The 16,479-nt window shown below is 74.9% G+C and carries 17 protein-coding genes; 11 read left to right on the top strand and 6 right to left on the bottom strand.

Annotated features, from left to right (window positions below):
* Nucleotides 1-100: 100 nt before the first annotated feature.
* Nucleotides 101-757, bottom strand: coding sequence for an HAD family hydrolase (locus ACIRBY_RS15510; protein ID WP_403900912.1), 657 nt, complete (start codon nt 755-757; stop codon nt 101-103).
* A 68-nt stretch (nt 758-825) separates the two neighbouring features.
* A complete protein-coding gene (locus tag ACIRBY_RS15505; protein ID WP_403900911.1) occupies nt 826-2,187 on the bottom strand; it encodes an alpha/beta fold hydrolase in 1,362 nt (453 codons plus the stop codon).
* A 68-nt stretch (nt 2,188-2,255) separates the two neighbouring features.
* Here ACIRBY_RS15505 and ACIRBY_RS15500 point away from each other — a divergent pair, with 68 nt between their 5' ends.
* Nucleotides 2,256-2,873 (top strand): TetR/AcrR family transcriptional regulator, encoded by a 618-nt coding sequence (locus tag ACIRBY_RS15500; protein WP_403900910.1) that lies wholly within the window; start codon nt 2,256-2,258, stop codon nt 2,871-2,873.
* Between the two features lie 384 nt (nt 2,874-3,257).
* Here ACIRBY_RS15500 and ACIRBY_RS15495 read toward each other — a convergent pair whose 3' ends face one another.
* Nucleotides 3,258-4,049, bottom strand: coding sequence for an inositol monophosphatase family protein (locus ACIRBY_RS15495; protein WP_403900909.1), 792 nt, complete (start codon nt 4,047-4,049; stop codon nt 3,258-3,260).
* Between the two features lie 209 nt (nt 4,050-4,258).
* Between ACIRBY_RS15495 and ACIRBY_RS15490 the strand changes: the two genes are divergently transcribed.
* The 3 genes from ACIRBY_RS15490 (at nt 4,259) to ACIRBY_RS15480 (ending at nt 6,624) form a co-directional block, all read left to right on the top strand.
* On the top strand, nt 4,259-5,032 hold the full coding sequence (locus ACIRBY_RS15490) for a glycosyltransferase family 2 protein (protein WP_403900908.1): 774 nt from the start codon (nt 4,259-4,261) through the stop codon (nt 5,030-5,032).
* Nucleotides 5,033-5,193: 161 nt separating this feature from the next.
* Nucleotides 5,194-5,934, top strand: a complete 741-nt coding sequence (hemC, locus tag ACIRBY_RS15485) for a hydroxymethylbilane synthase (protein ID WP_403900907.1) — start codon at nt 5,194-5,196, stop codon at nt 5,932-5,934.
* A gap of 165 nt (nt 5,935-6,099) precedes the next feature.
* The gene (locus ACIRBY_RS15480; RefSeq protein ID WP_403900906.1) at nt 6,100-6,624 is read left to right on the top strand and encodes a hypothetical protein; all 525 of its coding nucleotides are present in this window, start codon (nt 6,100-6,102) and stop codon (nt 6,622-6,624) included.
* A gap of 66 nt (nt 6,625-6,690) precedes the next feature.
* On the opposite strand, the gene ACIRBY_RS15475 is transcribed toward ACIRBY_RS15480, so the two are convergent.
* Nucleotides 6,691-7,734, bottom strand: coding sequence for an aldo/keto reductase (locus tag ACIRBY_RS15475; protein ID WP_403900905.1), 1,044 nt, complete (start codon nt 7,732-7,734; stop codon nt 6,691-6,693).
* Nucleotides 7,735-7,855: 121 nt separating this feature from the next.
* Here ACIRBY_RS15475 and ACIRBY_RS15470 point away from each other — a divergent pair, with 121 nt between their 5' ends.
* The 4 genes from ACIRBY_RS15470 to ACIRBY_RS15455 all read left to right on the top strand — a co-directional run bounded on the left by ACIRBY_RS15470 (nt 7,856) and on the right by ACIRBY_RS15455 (nt 10,548).
* The gene (locus ACIRBY_RS15470; RefSeq protein WP_403901138.1) at nt 7,856-8,515 is read left to right on the top strand and encodes a TetR/AcrR family transcriptional regulator; all 660 of its coding nucleotides are present in this window, start codon (nt 7,856-7,858) and stop codon (nt 8,513-8,515) included.
* 126 nt (nt 8,516-8,641) lie between these two features.
* Entirely contained in the window at nt 8,642-8,923 is a 282-nt protein-coding gene (locus ACIRBY_RS15465) for a pyrimidine/purine nucleoside phosphorylase (protein ID WP_403900904.1), read from the top strand.
* A 70-nt stretch (nt 8,924-8,993) separates the two neighbouring features.
* The gene (locus tag ACIRBY_RS15460; RefSeq protein WP_403900903.1) at nt 8,994-9,845 is read left to right on the top strand and encodes a class I SAM-dependent methyltransferase; all 852 of its coding nucleotides are present in this window, start codon (nt 8,994-8,996) and stop codon (nt 9,843-9,845) included.
* A gap of 211 nt (nt 9,846-10,056) precedes the next feature.
* A complete protein-coding gene (locus tag ACIRBY_RS15455) occupies nt 10,057-10,548 on the top strand; it encodes a hypothetical protein (RefSeq protein ID WP_403900902.1) in 492 nt (163 codons plus the stop codon).
* Nucleotides 10,549-10,782: 234 nt separating this feature from the next.
* On the opposite strand, the gene ACIRBY_RS15450 is transcribed toward ACIRBY_RS15455, so the two are convergent.
* Nucleotides 10,783-11,856 (bottom strand): alpha/beta hydrolase family protein, encoded by a 1,074-nt coding sequence (locus tag ACIRBY_RS15450; RefSeq protein WP_403900901.1) that lies wholly within the window; start codon nt 11,854-11,856, stop codon nt 10,783-10,785.
* An 87-nt stretch (nt 11,857-11,943) separates the two neighbouring features.
* On the opposite strand from ACIRBY_RS15450, the gene ACIRBY_RS15445 reads away from it, so the two are divergent.
* Nucleotides 11,944-12,918: an ArsR/SmtB family transcription factor gene (locus ACIRBY_RS15445; RefSeq protein WP_403900900.1), complete on the top strand. Its 975-nt coding sequence runs from the start codon at nt 11,944-11,946 to the stop codon at nt 12,916-12,918.
* A 3-nt stretch (nt 12,919-12,921) separates the two neighbouring features.
* Here ACIRBY_RS15445 and ACIRBY_RS15440 read toward each other — a convergent pair whose 3' ends face one another.
* Nucleotides 12,922-13,884 (bottom strand): LysR family transcriptional regulator, encoded by a 963-nt coding sequence (locus tag ACIRBY_RS15440; protein ID WP_403900899.1) that lies wholly within the window; start codon nt 13,882-13,884, stop codon nt 12,922-12,924.
* An 84-nt stretch (nt 13,885-13,968) separates the two neighbouring features.
* Between ACIRBY_RS15440 and ACIRBY_RS15435 the strand changes: the two genes are divergently transcribed.
* Nucleotides 13,969-14,967: an EamA family transporter gene (locus tag ACIRBY_RS15435; RefSeq protein ID WP_403900898.1), complete on the top strand. Its 999-nt coding sequence runs from the start codon at nt 13,969-13,971 to the stop codon at nt 14,965-14,967.
* A gap of 296 nt (nt 14,968-15,263) precedes the next feature.
* Entirely contained in the window at nt 15,264-16,433 is a 1,170-nt protein-coding gene (locus tag ACIRBY_RS15430) for an aminotransferase class V-fold PLP-dependent enzyme (RefSeq protein WP_403900897.1), read from the top strand.
* Nucleotides 16,434-16,479 lie beyond the last annotated feature (46 nt).

The raw sequence follows: 16,479 nt of genomic DNA, 5'->3' as shown, positions 1-16,479 counted from the left end.
GGGCCGGCCAGGCGGTGACCATGTTCGACGGTCCCGGCTCGGACGGGCGGGGCTGCCGCCCTCGCCGTAGACCTTGACGGGGCGGGGGCGAGCGAGGTCATCACCCTGTGGCTCCGGACGCGAAGGCAAGAACGTCTCGGACCGCTTCGCGCAGACTGCCGAAGTGACGGTGCACGCCATCGACTGCCGCAGGGGCGTTGACGCCCCACACCGTCATCCCGGCACGCAACCCCGACCGCACCCCCGAAGGGGCGTCCTCGATGACCAGGCAGTCCCCGGGATCGGCACCGAGTCGCGCGGCTGCCTGGAGGTAGGGCACCGGCGACGGCTTGCCTTCCGCCACGGCGGCCGCGTCCACGACGACCTCCGGGACCGGCAGCCCCGTCCGCGCGAATCGTCCGCGTACCCGGTGCTCGTAGTTCGAGGTCACGAGCGCCCACGCCCCGGGCGCCAGGGCGCCCAGCAGTTCAGAGGCTCCGTCGAAGGCCTCATAGGAACCGGACCGGACGTCCTCGTCCTCCAGCTCGTGCAGTGCGGCCAGGCACTCCCGGGGGTCCTGGTCCGGGGCCACCTGCGCGAACGTCTCCATCGGCCTGGTCCGCAGCGCCACTCGGTGGACCTCGTCAGGATCCAGTCCGTACCGCTGCGCCCATGTGCGCCAGACCAGGCGCTGGTTGTCCACGGCGTCGATCAAGGTGCCATCGACATCGAACAGAACGTACCTCATCGGGCCGGGACGGCCGGGTTCACTGATCACGCCTCGATCCTGCCATCAGCCCCTGGGCGGGCGGTCCGCGAGGGCGGCCCCGCTCGCTCCGCCGTCCCTCACCTGTGGTCGCGCAGGAAGGCGGGGATCTCCTCGCGGGTCGGGTAGTCCGGCAGGGGCGCCGGCCGGTCCTCGAGGAACGCGGTGATGACGGCGACGGCGCGGTCGTTGTTGTCGTCGAGGCCGTTCCACATGTGGTGTCCGACTCCGGGCATGTACTGCGTGCGCTGGACGGCGGGGTCATGGGCGAGGACGGCGGTCTCCCATGGGCGGACCTGGGAGGAGCACTCGGCGATCATCAGCATCGCGGGGGTCCGGGAGCGGTTCAGCTGCGGGGCGATGGAGGGCGAGTCCTTGACCGTCTGCTGGATGCGGAGGCTGGCGGCGGGGCTGAAGGAGAAGTTCTGCGCGGTGTCCTCGACGGGGATGCGGTGCGCGTCGCGCGCGCAGTAGGCGGACGCGGTGTCGCCACCGAGGTCCGCGGCGGTGAAGGCGTTGTCGCCTTCGGCCTGTCCGATCAGTCCGGTGCCGGGGGTGAGGAGGCCGAGCCGCATGAGGCCGAACGCCACGGCGTACCGGGGGAGGCGCGTCGATCGCGGTCCGGTCGGGGCCGGCGCGAGGCCGCGTGCGGATTGCCGGCCCGTGTGCCCGGCGGTGCGTGCGGTGGGGCCGTCCATGGGGCCGGGCTCGGCGATGACGGCCCGGTGCAGGCGGGTGGCGACGCCCGGGTCGGCCAGGGCTCGGGTGAGGACGGCCCCGCCCGAGGAGAACCCGAGGACGTCGACCTGGCCTCGGTCCAGGCGGCCGATGAAGGCGTCGAGGTCGCGGACCGACCTGGAGATCGCGTACTGGCCCGCGGGGAGCAGGTCGCTCCGTCCGCCACCGGCCTGTTCGTAGGCGTAGACGTCGTAGCCCTGGGCTGCCAGGAGTTGCAGGAACCGGTGGTCGAGCACCGAGATGCCGCGGACCGGACCGCCGTTGAGGTACACGAGCGGCACGGGGTGCCGGGTGCCGGGGCCGGTGGGCGGGTAGTGGTACACCGCCACCCGGCTGCCTGTGGCCAGGCTCCACTGCTGCGCGGCCACGAAGGGAAGGGCGGGCGGGTACCGCCGGGTCGTCGGCACGGTCGGGACGCAGACCGTCGCCGTCAACGCCGCCGCGACGACCACCGGCAGGAACGGCACGAGCCGCGCCGGCCAGGTGCGGCGCCGGCCCCGCCACAGCGCGAGGACGACCCCGGCCCCGAGGGTCGCCGACCAGGCGGCGAGCCCCGAACCCGCCCCGTCCGTGAGGGCGATCAGCGCGAGGAAGACGACGACCAGCGTCGCGACGGCGGCGAGGGCCGCCAATAAGCGTCCGGTGAAGCGGACGGGACGCAGGGCGGACGCGGACGCGGGCACGGGCACGGCGGACGTGGGCACGGCGGACCTCCGAGAGTTTCAGAACGCTGTTTCAAAACGACGTTATCAGAGGAGGTAGGCTGCTGACCGTGGGTAGGCCCAGAACGAACGACGAGGCCGTGCGAGACCGGCTGGTGGAGTGCGCGACCGAGATGCTCGCCACGCGCCCGCGGGAGTCGGTCACGGTCCGCGCCGTGGCCGCTGCCGCCGAGGCGTCGACGACGGCGGTGTACTCGTTGTTCGGCGGCAAGGACGGGCTGATCGGTGCGGTGCGCGACAGGGCCGTCGCCGGCCTGTTCCAGGACCTGTCGGCCGTGCGGGCCTCCGCGGAGCCTCTCGCCGACCTCTACGCGCTGGCCGTCGCCTACCGTCGTTGGGGGTGCGGACACAGCCACCTGTACACGGTGCTGTTCGGTGGCGTGCAGTCCTTCGACCCCTCGGGGGACGTCGGTGCCGGCGACCCGATCCGTCCGCTCCTCGCGGCGATCGACCGCGCCCTGACGGCGTCCGTCCTCGCCGGCGACGCAACCGCGATCGCCCTGTCGATCTGGGCCGCCCTGCACGGGATCGTGACCCTCGAATTGGCCGGGGCCCTCGACGCCGCCACGGCCGAGGCCGCGTTCCGCTCCTCGATCCACGCCACGCTGCGCGGGTGGACCACCCCGGAGGTGTTCCGCGGCCTCCGCCGGGCCGAACCCGCTCGGTGACGGGATCGGGGCCGGCGTCCGGGCCCTGCGGGTCCCGGCCGCAGCCGTGGTGCCTGCCCGGTGAAGACCGGCATGCCGAGGTCGGCCGGCTTGCGGCCGTCCCCCAGCCGGAGCCCGCTTGGTGCGCTGGTGCGTTGGCGCGCTGGTGCGCTGGCGCGCTGGTGCGCTGGTGCGTTGCTGCTGTGAACGGTCGGGTCCGCGAAGCCGACCCGACCGGCATCCCGCGACCCGTCACCGCACCCGCGGGGTCCGCCGCGTGCGCGCGGCGGCCGGACGGTGCCCCGTTCCACTCCGTTCCGTTCTACTCCGCCCCGGACGAGCTGCCCGCCCACGAGGGCGCCGGCCCGCGCCGCCCGGCGACGAAGGACGGGGGCGACCTGCGCTTCACCGGATCATCGACATCAGCAGCCCGTGGGTCTCGTCGTCCGCGGCGACCACGAGCCCACGGCCCGCCTCGCCGATCGGGGCACCGTCGATACCGGTGACGGTGCAGCCGGCAGCCCGGCACAAGGCGATGCCGGCCGCGAAGTGCACGCTCCCGGAGAGGTCGCCGCCGTCGGTGACGTACGCGGCGCGCTTTCCGGCGGCCACCCAGGCCAGCGCCAACGTCGTGGAGACGACGCGCGGCCGGAATCGATCGATGAATTCGGGGTGGGCGAGCAGGTCCACGGCCCGGAATCCCGGCGCGTTCGGGAACGGCGGATCCAGGTTGACGTCCACCAACCGGGTCGCGGGCGTGGGCGTCAGCGGTACGTCACCGGCCCCGTCGCGCCGCACCCAGGCGCTCTCCCCGTCGGTGAAGTAGACCTCGCCGCCGAACGGGTCGGCCACGGCCGCCGCTCCGTCGCGCAGCGCCACGTTGACGGCCACCAGCATGGTGCCGACGGCGTAGTTCAGCGTGCCGCACAGGGGATCCACCAGCCACTGGCGCCCGGCGCCGAGGGCGCCCTGCTGCCCGCCTTCCTCGCCGAGGACCGCGTCATCCGGCCGTGCGGCACGGATGACGCCGAGGATGGCCTCCTCGGCGTCCACGTCGGCGGCGGTGGCGAAGTCCCCCGCACCCTTGTCGATGCGGTCGAGCCGCCGGCCGTACATGCTGCGGACCACGTCCGCGCCGGCCCGCGCCCCGGCTATCGCGACGGCGGCATCGTCGGAACGCGCACATGAGTCGATCATGCCGCGCAGCCTATCGAGGCGGGGCCACCGCCAGGGCGCACTTTCCCGGTCGGAGCACTGGAGGCGAGGTGCGGACACGCCGCCCGCGCAGCGCCGGGACACCCGGTCCGCTGCATGGCTCTGACCAGCGAAAACAACCGCGTGGCAGCTCCTACCCGCATGCGGTGCTTGAATGGACCTTCGTTCGTGGTCTGACAAGGAGAAGTGCTGTGCCCCTGGTGTCTGTCGTGATGCCCGTGTACAACTCGGCAGCGACCCTCGGTGCGGCCGTCCGATCAGTGCTCACCCAGACGCACAGCGATCTGGAGCTGCTGGTCACCGACGACCAGTCCTCCGACGGCTCCATGGACCTGCTCCGCGAGTTCGCCGAGCAGGACGAGCGCGTCCTGCCGGAGCGGGCTCCCGAGCAGGGCGGCGCGGGCCGGGCGCGCAACCGCGCGATCGAGCGGGCCCGCGGGGACTACGTCGCCTTCCTCGACAGCGACGACATGTGGCTGCCGGAGAAGACCGAGAAGCAGCTCGCCTTCGCCGCGCAGTCCACCGCGCCACTGACGTTCACCTCGTACTTCAAGATGGACGCCGACCACGCCGGCGAGAGCACCGAGTGGGTCCCGAACGGACGCGTGGTCCGTGCGCGGGAGCACGTGGACTACCGCGCGATGCTGGTCCGGGACCACATCGGAGCCCTCACCGCCATGTACGACCGCAAGGCCCTGGGCACGCGGCTGATGCCGGAGATGCGCAAGCGCCAGGACTACGCCCTCTGGCTGTCGATTATGCGCGACGGCGCCGACGCCCGGGGCCTGGCCGAACCGCTCGCGGTGTACCGGGCCCACCAGGCGGGATCGCTGTCCTCCAACAAGATGTCGCTCGTGCAGTACAACTGGGCGCTGTACCGCGAGCACGAGCACCTGTCGGTCCCGCGGGCGACGCGGGCGCTGGCCGGCGCGGTGTGGCAGTCGGTGCGCAACTCGCGCATCTAGCGCGCGGGGGCCGCTGCGTGCCCGCTTCCGGGTGGTTCACAGGGCCCGGCCGGGGCACCCGGCGGCGCGGTCGGCCATGCAGCCGGGTCGGTGTCGGCAGGCGTGCGCAGGACGAGCCGGAGGAACGACCGGCGGTCGGCGACCGGAACGCCCGCCGGGCCGTGCTGCGGCCAGGAGGGCGGATCGCCTGCGCCAAGGACCTCCCCGGCCCCCACGACCGCACCCCCGGGATCACCGTGGCGGCGGTCCTGCCCCGCGAGGACGTCCGCGACGCCCTCGTCCTGCCCGCGGGCCGGCCGCCCGCCGCCCTGGCCGAGCTCCCGCCCGGCACCCGCATCGGCACCAGCGCACCCCGCCGGGCCGCGCTCCTCAGGGCGCTCCACCCCCACCTCGTCCCCGTACCGATCCGGGGGAACGCCGACACCCGGCTGAACGCCCTCGACGCCGGAACCCTCGGCGTCGACGCGATGATCGCCGCGCTGGCGGGCCTGCGCCGCCTCGGCCTCGCCGACCGCGCCTCCCAGATCCTGGACCCCGGCCTCTGGCCACCGGCCGCGGGCGCCGGGATCGTCGTCATCGAGCACCGCATCGACGACCACACCACCGGCAGTCTGCTGGCCCCGCTCACCCACGCCCCGACGCGGCTCCTCCTGGACGCCGAACGCGCCGCCCTGGCCACCCTCCACGGCGGGTGCCTCACCGCAGCCTCCGTGCACGCCACCCTCGACGAAGCCGCCGGACAGGTCACGGTCCACGCGACCGTCCTCGATCCGGCCGGTGGCGCCCCGCTCCGCTCGGCGGCCACCGGCCCCCTGTCCGCCCCGGCCAGGGTCGGACGCCACGCAGGAGAGCACCTGCTGGACAACGGCGCCGCGCGACTCCTGGAGGCGGGCCCGCCGTGAACGGCGCGGCGACTGCCGGAAGAGGGCGGGTGCGGTGCATGCCGCCGGACGGCCGTCCCGGCTGGCAGGGGGTGCGGCGGCGGGTGAGCATCGAACGGGCCGCGCCCGCGACGCGCGACGAGCGCGCGGGCCGGGGTCCCCGAGAGCCGCCTGGAAGGACGTCCCATGAAGCGCAGCTCGTTCGCCGAGATCGATGCGATGGTCGGCGAGGGCAAGGTCGTCATGTCGGCGGACGACAGCGCGGTCGTGGCGGCCGTGCAGGACGCCCTCAGGGTCGGCAGATCGGTGACCTTCTACCTGTCCCTGAAACAGGCCGACGCGTTCAGATCGTGGTACTGGAGTCCCCGGCGCATCAAGGACCGGGGCATGGAACCCGTATCGCGCGAGGAGCGCAGGAGGATCACCTCGAAGCTGGGCGTCAAGGACATCGGGCCCGCGTACTCCAACCGCCTCGACTGCGCGTGCGGGGCCCGGTACGGCGCCTTCGAGTTCATCGAGCAGGGCATCGCCGAACACGGCAGGGAGGCCGTCGAGGCCGTGCTGGCACTGGAGAACACGTACGTCCTGCGGGTGAACCCCGCGACGCCCGCCGTCTGCTCCGTCTGCCGCTCCGTCGTCCTGGTCGGCCACGAGTACGACATGACCGGCAGGTACGGATGCAGCCGCTCGGAGCCGTCGGTCCTCTTGTGAGCCCGCCGCGTCCCCACCCGGGCCCGGTGACGGGGCGGGGTGCCCGGGAGCGTCGGGCGCGGGCGGTCATCGGGGGGCGGTCATCGGGGGGTTGAGGCGGGCGAAGCCCTCCTGGCGCTCGTACGGGAAGTACGGGTACGGCGCGGGTCGGTGGCTGGCGGTGTCGAGGCGGGCGATCTGTTCGGGGGTCAGCTCCCAGCCGACGGCGCCGATGTTCTGGCGCAGCTGCTGCTCGTCGCGGGCGCCGACGAGGACGGTGGAGACGGTCGGGCGGCGCAGCAGCCAGTTGATGGCCACCTGGGGGATGGTCCGGCCCGTCTCCTGGGCGACGTCGTCGAGGGCGTCGACCACGTCGTAGAGGTGGGCGTCCTCGACGGGCGGGCCGTAGTCGGCGGTGGCGTGCAGGCGGCTTCCGGCGGGCAGCGGGCGGCCGCGGCGGAGTCTGCCGGTGAGGCGGCCCCAGCCCAGGGGGCTCCACACCATCGCGCCGACGCCCTGGTCGTGGCCTAGGGGCATCAGCTCCCATTCGTAGTCGCGGCCGACGAGGGAGTAGTAGACCTGGTGGGCCGCGTAGCGGGGGAAGCCGTGCCGGTCGGCGGCCGCGAGGGACTTCATCAGCTGCCAGCCGGCGAAGTTGGAGACGCCGGTGTAGCGGACCTTGCCGGAGCGGACCAGCTGGTCGAGGGTGGACAGCACCTCCTCGACGGGGGTGGCGGCGTCGAAGCCGTGGAGCTGGAAGAGGTCGATGCGGTCGGTGCCGAGGCGGCGCAGGGCGTCCTCGACCGCGCCGATCAGGCGGGAGCGGGAGGTGCCGAAGTCGCCGGGGCCGTCGCCGGTGGGCAGCCCCGCCTTGGTGGAGATGAGCACCTGGTCGCGGCGGCCCTTGACGGCCCGGCCGAGGACTTCTTCCGAGGCGCCCGCCGAGTAGACGTCGGCGGTGTCGAAGAGGGTGATGCCGGCGTCGAGGCAGATGTCGACGAGGCGGCGTGCTTCCTGGGCGTCGGTGCTGCCCCAGGCGCCGAAGACGGGGCCCCGGCCGCCGAAGGTGCCGGCGCCGAAGCCGAGGGCGGGGACCTCGAGGCCCGACGCACCGAGCTGCCTGTATTCCATGACGGACTCCTCCCTATGAGCAGTAATGGGATTGCAGACCCATTAAGATGATCCCAACGTAACAGCCGATCACGATTAATGGAACCAGGGACCCGTTATGACGTTGCCGAGTGATGCCCCGATGTCCGCCGACGGCGCGCGGGACGCCGAGGATGCGGGGGCCGCGGGGGGCGGGGCCGCCGAGCCGGGGACCGTGCGCCCCGGGGGCCGGACGGCCCGGGTGCGGGCCGCCGTACTGGACGCGGCCGGGGACATGCTGGCCGAGCAGGGCTTCCACGGCCTGGACCTCGCCGAGGTCGCGCGGCGGGCCGAGGTCGGCAAGACCACCGTGTACCGGCGCTGGGGCACCGTGGCCGGCCTGGTCGCCGACCTGCTGACGGACATGGCCGAGCAGTCGCTCCCCCGCACCGACACCGGCTCGCTGGCGGAGGACCTGCTGGCCAACGCCCGGCTCGTCCTGCGCACCCTGACCGACCCGCGCCAGGGCCCCCTGTTCAAGGCCGTCATCGCGGCCGCCACGGGTGACGCCCGGACGGCCGAGGCCCTGCACCGCTTCTACGAGGTCCGGGTCGCGGAATGGGCGCCCTGCGTCCAGGAGGCCGTCGCGCGGGGGGAGTTGCCCGAGGACACCGACGCCGCCGAAGTGGTACGGGCCGTCTCCGCCCCGCTGTACTACCGGCTGCTGACCACCGACGCCCCGCTGGACGAGGCCGCGGCCCGGCGGGCGGCCGCGGCGGCGGTCGCGGCGGCCCGCGCGGGAGCCTTCGTACGGACTCCGTGAGCGCCGGCGACCCGCCGGGGAGCGGCCCCCGGGGGACGGCCGGGGATCGCCTGCCGCGGGGTCGGGCTCCGGCCTCCGGCGCGCGACGAACCGGCCCGTTTCCGCTCGCTCCCCAGGAGGACGCACGTGTTCAAGGTCAACGAGTACTTCGACGGCACGGTCAAGTCGATCGCCTTCACCCGGGAAGAGGGTCCGGCGACCATCGGGGTGACGGCACCCGGCGCGTACGAGTTCGGCACCGCCGCCCCGGAGACGATGCACGTGGTCAGCGGGGCGCTGACCGTGGAGCTGCCCGGATCGGACGGCTGGGAGACCTTCCCCGCCGGCAGCCGCTTCCAGGTCCCGGGCGACAGCACCTTCCGGCTCACCGTCGCGGTCGAGACCGCCTACCTCTGCGAGTACCGCTGACCGACGGCGGGTGCCGCTGCTCCTCGGCCGCTCACCAGGCCCCTGGGAACCGACCCTCTACGCTTGCGCGATGACTGAGGGGCAGGAGCGGGTGCAGCCGTCGGGCGTGTGGGCGACGGCGGTGGGGGTGGCCCGGGTGCGGGCGCTGGAGACCGAGCGGAAGGACGCGCTGTTCCGCGACCCGCTGGCACGGGCCTTCGCCGCCGCCGGCGGCCTGTGGCCGTCCTCGCCGCCGCCCGGTGACGAGGACGCGCGACGCCGCCGGCTGGCCGTGTCGTTCTCCATCGTCATCAGGACGAGGTTCCTCGACGACCTGGTGCAGGAGGCCTGCGCGTCCGGGGTCCGGCAGGTCGTGCTGCTCGGCGCCGGCATGGACAGCCGGGCCTTCCGGATGGACTGGCCGGAGGGCACCCGGCTGTTCGAGGTAGACACCGCCGCCCCGCTGGACTTCAAGGCTTCGGTGCTCCGCCGGGAGCGGGCCGTGGCGCGCTGCGAGCGGATCGCCGTCGCGGTGGATCTACGGGAGGACTGGCCGGGCGCGCTCGCCGCGGCAGGGCACGACCCGGCCGTGCCGACTGTGTGGATCGCCGAGGGGCTGCTGATCTATCTGCCCGAGGACGCGGTGGAGCTGCTGCTCGCCCGGATCGGCGCGCAGTCGGCGGCAGGCAGTCGGATGGGGCTGACGCTGGGCTCGCGCGGCGTGATCGAACGCTTCGGTGCGGACGCCGCGCCGGGATCGGCGGCGTCCCTGTGGGTCTCGGAGATGCCCGACGACCCGGTGGGCTGGCTGGCCGGGCATGGCTGGAAGGCCAAGGGCCACACCCTGCGCGAGCGCGCCGCCGCCTACGGCCGCCCGACCGGCACCCCGCCGCAACGCGAGGAGCCGCGGTACGGCGGGCTGATCTCGGCGGTCCGCCGGTAGCGGTCCGCCGGTAGCGTCCTTCCCGCCCGCGGCACGCACGAGCCGTCGGCCGCCGGGCGTCCGGACCCATTCCGCCGTCCTCAGGCCGGCCTGCTGCCGGCCGACACCGAAGTGCGAGGTCGCCGGAAGCGGCCCTGCCCCTTGGGCGGGGGGACGCGGATCACCCGTGCCGCGGGCGAACGAGCCTGCCGCCCACAGCGCGAGGGCGGGCTTGCGCAGGGCGGCGATCCGCCGGGCGGCAGCCGCGTCCAAGGGCGGCGGGGGCGGCGTCGTCGCCAGCTGGTGCTGCGCCTCCCATTCCGTGGGCGAGCCCGCGGCGACGGCCGCCAAGGTGGTCGCTTCGCTGCTGGAATGGCGCGACTGGCTGGAGGAGCTGGCCGAGCGGTTCGCGCACTTGGCGCCACCCGCCGGGGCGGATGCCGAGGAGCGCAGCCGGCACCTGGAACGGGCGGCCACCCGACTGGTGACGGTGGTCGTGGACCGCACGGGTACCGAATGCGGCTGGTACGGCCTCTGCCACACGGTGCTCACCTGGTTCCTCACCTCCACCGGCATGGGCCGGGAGGCGGCGAGGGAAGCGGTCCGTGCGGCGATCGGCGGAAGGTTCGAGAGCTGGACGCAACCGTCACGGGCCTTGGTCGACTCCGTGGGAGAGGACCTCGCCCTGGGCCTGACCGGGGAGCCTCCGTACCGTGACCGCTGACGCCTTGGCCGCCTGGTGCCGTGTGCGCAGCGAGATCGACTGGGCTTCCGTGGTCGGGGAGACGCCGGCCCCGGTCGAGGCCGCTGTCGACGGCCTCTACAGACCACGCGCTACGCGGACGACGCCGCCGGCGCGGCGGACCCGGCCGTGCTGGTCTCCGTCCTCATCCGCTCGGCCCATCGCCGGGCGGCCTCGCCCTCGCTCCACTGACCGCCCGCTCCCGGGCCGGGCCTGCTACGGCAGATGGCGGGCGAAGAAGGCCCCCACCCGCCGCCGTACCCCGGCGCGCGTCACCGCCGGGTCGCCGGTGCCGACGAGGGCGGCCCGTACCGTCGCGGTGACGAGGCCCGCGGCCTGGAGCTGCGGGACGAGCGCGCCGTAGTCGGTGAACGCCCAGTGGTTCGCGCCGGCGAGCAGCGCGCGGCGGCCGGGCAGGCCCGCCCAGGAGGACTCGATGCGGGCGGCGCCCTCGAATCCGTCGGTGCGCAGCAGGAGCAGCGGCCGGCCGAGGCCGGCCGGCGTCGGGTACAGGTCGAGGTAGCCCTCCAGGTTGGCCACCGCGCCGACCCGGCGGTCGCCGCGGGCCGCGTACACCGCTGCCGTGCCGCCTGCGGAGTGCCCGTACAGCCCGATCCGGTCCGGGTCCATGACCGGGGCGAGCGGGAGGCCGCCGAGCCGGTCCAGGACGCATCGGAGGTCCGCGATCCGGGTGTCCGCCATCGTGCGGAAGGTCGCCGGGTCCGGCGGCCCGGTCAGCACGGTCCTGCGCATCCCGGTGGGCAGCTCCACCTGGGAGGCGTCACCGGGATGGTCGACGAGGACGACCACCCGGCCGTGGCTCGCCAGGTCCTCGGCGAGGCCCGTGCCGAGCGTGCGGGAGTCGCCGCCGCCCGGTGAGTACACCAGCACCGGCCACCGCCCGGGCAACGGCGGCGCGCCCGCGTATCCGTGGGTGAGGACCGCTCCCCAGTCCACCGCTCCCCGTTGCGGCAGCCCCTGGTGGACGTGCGGCGCGTACTCGGCGAACGCCTCGGCCTCGGCCGGGGTGAGCTGCGGGGCCCGGGAGCGGCCGCGCACCGTCCGGGCCGGGTACAGGACGGTCAGCATCAGCTCCCGTACGCCGCCCACCCACGGGTCGGTACGAGCCGGGTCCGTGAGGTGGACCGTCCGCAGGCCCACGGGGTACGGGCCGGAGGGTGCGGGCAGCCGGAGCAACGGGCCGCCACCGGAGGCGGATGCGGCCGTGGGCAGCAGGGCGGCCGCGCTCCCGAACAGGGTGCCCTTCAGAAGGGTGCGTCGAGACGTCATACCGGGCATCCTGGGGGCGGGGGTCGTCGTGATGCGAAGGTTCAGGCCCTGACCGAAAGGCCGGCCCAGGACGGGGAGTTGTGAGCGGTGAGGGCGCTGCGCATCCATTTCACCGGGGAGGACTTCGCCCGGGTCCGCTTCGCGCCCCGCGCCGCGCCGCTCCAGGAGCTGCACGCCGCCCTGACGACGGCCGTGGCACCGCGTACGGGGCCTCTGTTCGCGCCGTGGCGCGGCCGTGTCCTGCGCTCCCTTCCGGCTGCCGCCGGCCCGCTGGCCGACCTGGTTCCGGTCGGCCGTCCGCCGTCGTTCCTCGACGTCCTCGGCGACACCCTGGCGGACGGCTTCGGGCTGATCCGCGCGACCGGGCCCGGCCTCGTCCGCTCCGAGCTCGAGCGGGTCTACGGGGCGGTGCCCGCGCCCCGCTGGATCCGTGGCCTGCACGCGGGCGACGAGACGGCCTGGCGCACCGTGCGCCACGCCCAGCTGGCCGCGTACGAGACGGTCCTCGCCCCGGTCTGGTCCGTCGTACAGGACCTGCACCGCGAGGAGTTCACCCGCTACGCCCTGGCCGTCGCCGAGCACGGCGTGGCCGCCGCGCTGATCGGCCTGGCCCCGGGCAGCCGGCTCCACGGGGGCGTGTGGGAATGGCCCGGCGCGGCGCCGGCCCGGGACGTCCGCCTCGACGGACGCGGCCTGGTGCTGCTCCCGACCTTCCACCACCCGTCGGGCCCGCTCCTTCAGGACGCCCCGGGCCGCCCCGCGGTCCTGACCTACCCGGCCGGCCCCGGGCTCCCGCCCGCCGCCGGGGGCGCGGCCGTTCCCGCCGAGGCCCTGGCCGCCGTCCTGGGCCGCACCCGGCTCGAAGCCCTGTGCCTCCTCGCCGAGCCCCACACCACGACGTCCCTGGCCCGCGCCCTCCGCGTCAGCAACGCGACCGCCTCGTCCCATGCGGCGGCGCTCAGATCGGCGGGCATGGCGAGGACGACCCGTACGGGCCGCTCGGTCACCCACGAGCGGACGGCCCTCGGCACACTGGTGGCGGGCGGGGGCGGGCCGCGCTAGGCCTCAGGGCCGAAACGGTCGCCGGGGGTCGTCCATGAGGCCCTGAGCCTCTGCCGGATCGTTCGTCACTGCCGGATCGTTCGCGCGCCGGGCCAGCAGGTCGGTGACCAGGGCCAGTGGCGGCCAGTCGAGGCGGCCCGGGTGGGCCAGGGCGTGGGCGCGCAGGGTGACGGGCGGGCCGGACAGCGGTACGAGGTCCACCGCGGGGAAGGTCGGGGTGCCCACCGGCAGCAGGCCCACGCCGAGTCCGGCGGTGATCATGCCCTGGACCAGGTCGAGGCTGTCGGCCTGGTGGGTGATGCGGGGGGTGAACCCGGCCATCGAGGCCAGGGTGCGGATCACCGTCTCGTCGGCGGTGTTGCGGGAGTTGACGATCCAGTCGTGCGCGGTGAAGCGCGCGAAGACCTCCAGCGTGCCGGCCCCCTCGGGCACCTCGGCGCGGGCCGGGACGCCCAGGCCCCAGGGGGCCGTCCACAGGGCGGTGGCGTGCACGGCGGGATCGTGGTCGGCCGGGGCCAGGTCGTAGTCGTAGGTCAGGGCCAGGTCGGTCTCGTCGGCGGCCAGCAGCCGCAGGGCCTCGGCGGGCTCGTGCTCGCGTACCAGGATCCGCAGGCGCGGCACCGTCCGGGCCAGCTCGGTGATCAGGGGCAGGAGGTGGACGCGGATGGCCGTGGAGAACCCGGCCACGCGCAGGGTGCCGTTCGGCTCGGCCCCCGGGGCGAGGTCGAGCCGGGCGGTCTCCACCGCGGCGAGGATCGTCACGGCGTGCTCGGCCAGGCGGCGGCCGGCCGGGGTGAGGCGTACGCGCCGCCCGTCCGGTTCGATCAGGGCGGCGCCCATCTCCTTCGCGAGGACGGCGAGCTGCTGCGAGACCGTCGAGGTGGTGGCGCCCGTCGCGTCGGCGACCGCGCGCATCGAGCCCAGGCGGGACAGTTCCGCCAGCAGGCGCAGACGTCGGGTTTCCATCCTGTGATTGTCCGGGTTTTCCGAACGAACTGTCCATGATCGGCACGTGGACATGAACGATGCCGGGGACATCTACTGGGGCCCATGACCCCTGAGACCCCCGCGGCGCCCCGGACGCCCGCGCCCGGACACGGGCCCGGAGCCGCGCCCGGACACCGGCCGAGCCCCGCCCGCGCCGGCGTGCTGATGGCCGTGGCCGCCATGTCCGCCGTGCAGCTCGGCTCGGCCCTGACCGTGCCGCTGTTCGACCAGCTCGGCGCGCCGGGCGCGGCCGGGCTGCGGCTGGGCTGGGCCGGCCTGCTGCTGTTCCTGTGCATACGGCCCTGGCGCCGCGACTTCGGGCGCGGCGACCTGCGGGCCTGTCTCGCGCTGGGCGTGGCGACCGCCGGGATGATGGTCTTCTTCACGCTCGCCCTCAGCCGCCTGCCCCTGGGCACCGCGAGCGCCCTGGAGTTCCTCGGCCCGCTCGCGGTCTCCTTGTACGGGCCCGGGCGCGGGCGCCGGGTGTGGACGGCCGCGGCGGCGCTCGGCGTCGTACTGCTCACCGAGCCCTGGCACGGGTTCCTCGACGCGCTCGGCATCGGATACGCGCTGGCCGCCGCGGCCTGCTGGGCCGCGTACATCCTGCTGACCCAGCGGGTCGGCGACAGCGTCACCGGGCTGGCGGGCCTGGCCGTGTCCATGCCGGTCGCGGGCGTGCTCGGGATGCTCGTCGCCGCCCCCGCCCTCACCGCGCACCTGACCTGGTCGGCGCTGTGGGTCATGCTGGCGCTGGCGCTGCTGAGCCCGGTCCTGCCCTTCGCCCTCGAATTCCTCGCCCTGCGCCGGCTCACCACCTCCGCGTTCGGCACCCTGATGAGCCTGGAGCCCGCTTTCGCCACCGTGATCGGGCTCCTGGTCCTCGGGCAGAGCCCCGGCCCGGCGCCGGCCGTCGGCATCGCCTGCGTCGTGATCGCCGGCGTGGGCGCGACCCGCGCCGGCGGCCGGCAGGCCGCGGACGCGTCCGCCGCACCGGGCACACCGCGGCCCTCCACCTACGGCACGGCCGACGGCCCCGCGGCCCCGGCCCGCTGCCCGAGCTGAACCGCAGGGACGGATGACCCCGGCGGGGGCGACGGGCCAGGGGGCTCGGCCGAATCGTCGGGCGCGGCGACGGGGCGCGGCGACGGGGCACCGCGACGGGACGCGGCACGGTCGGTGCCCCCGGCGGGCGGCCGTCGCGCGGGGGAACACGGGCCGCCCCCGCGGTCGGCTGATCGCCGCCCCAGGCGTGCCGTTCCCTCGCGGCCGCCCGGATCGGGGCCATGCTGGCGGCAGCGGGTACGCCCCCACGGTCCCGTCGGCCACGGCGGTACGGCCCCTTCGCGGAAGGCTTGCTCATGTCGGCACCTCACCACCTCGGACCGCTCGCGCCGGCCCGTGAGCTGTTCGACATCCCCGATGACGTCGCCTACTTCAACACCGCCAGCCTGGCTCCCACCCTCCGGGCCGGGCTCAGCGCGGGAAGCGCGGCACTCCGCTGGAGGGCGCAGCCCTGGCGGATCCGGGCCGATGACTGGTTCGGCGGGGCTGAAGAACGCCGGGCCCTGTTCGCCGCGCTGATCGGGGCGGGTGCGGACGACATCGCGCTGGTGCCTGCGACCAGTTACGGCATGGCGGTGGCCGCCGCCAACCTGGACGCGCCGCCCGGCAGCCGGGTGCTGGTCCTCGCCGACGAGTACCCGTCGGGGATCTACACCTGGTGGCGATTCACCGAACGCACCGGCGCCCGCATGCTGACCGTACGGCGCGAGGCCGGCCAGACCTGGACCGACGCCGTGCTGGCCGCGCTGGACGAGACGGTGGCCGTGGTGTCGGTACCCCAGGTGCACTGGACCGACGGGACATGGCTGGAACTGGACCGTATCGCCGGGGCCGCCCGCGCCGTGGGCGCGGCTCTGGTCATCGACGCGAGCCAGTCCGCCGGCGCCGTCCCCCTGGACGTGTCGTCCCTGCGCCCCGACTTCCTGGTGTCCGTGGGGTACAAGTGGCTGCTGGGGCCCTTCGGCCTCGGCTACCTCTACGCGGCACCCACCCACCAGGACGGCCGGCCGCTGGAGGAGAACTGGATCCTGCGCCAGGACGCCCAGGACTTCGCCCGGCTCGTCGACTACCGCGACACCTACCAGCCCGGCGCGCGCCGCTTCGACGCCGGGGGCCGCACCGCCTTCGAACTCACCCCCATGGCGATCGCCGCCCTGCGCCGGCTCACCGCCTGGACCGTCCCCCGCGTCAGCGCCACCCTGAAGGACACCACCGCCCTCATCGCCCGGCACGCCGGTCGGCGCGGTCTGACCGTCCCGGCCCCCCGCGGCCCGCACATGCTCGGCATCACCGTCCCCGCCCACGTCCAACAGGCCACCGTCCGCGCGCTGGAACGATCCGGCGTGTTCGTCGGGGCCCGCGGCGACGCCCTGCGGATCAGCCCCCACCTCCACACCACCACCCACGACATCGACCGGCTCTTCGCCGCACTCGACACCGCCCTCGACGCCCCGCCCACCCCCTGACTTCTCCGGCGGGCCGCCGATGGCGCGGATCCGGGTCCGGGTCCGA

It is taken from the genome of Streptomyces sp. NPDC096136 (assembly GCF_044763325.1).
Lineage (GTDB): Bacteria > Actinomycetota > Actinomycetes > Streptomycetales > Streptomycetaceae > Streptomyces.
This window is presented reverse-complemented; position numbering and strand designations above follow the sequence as displayed.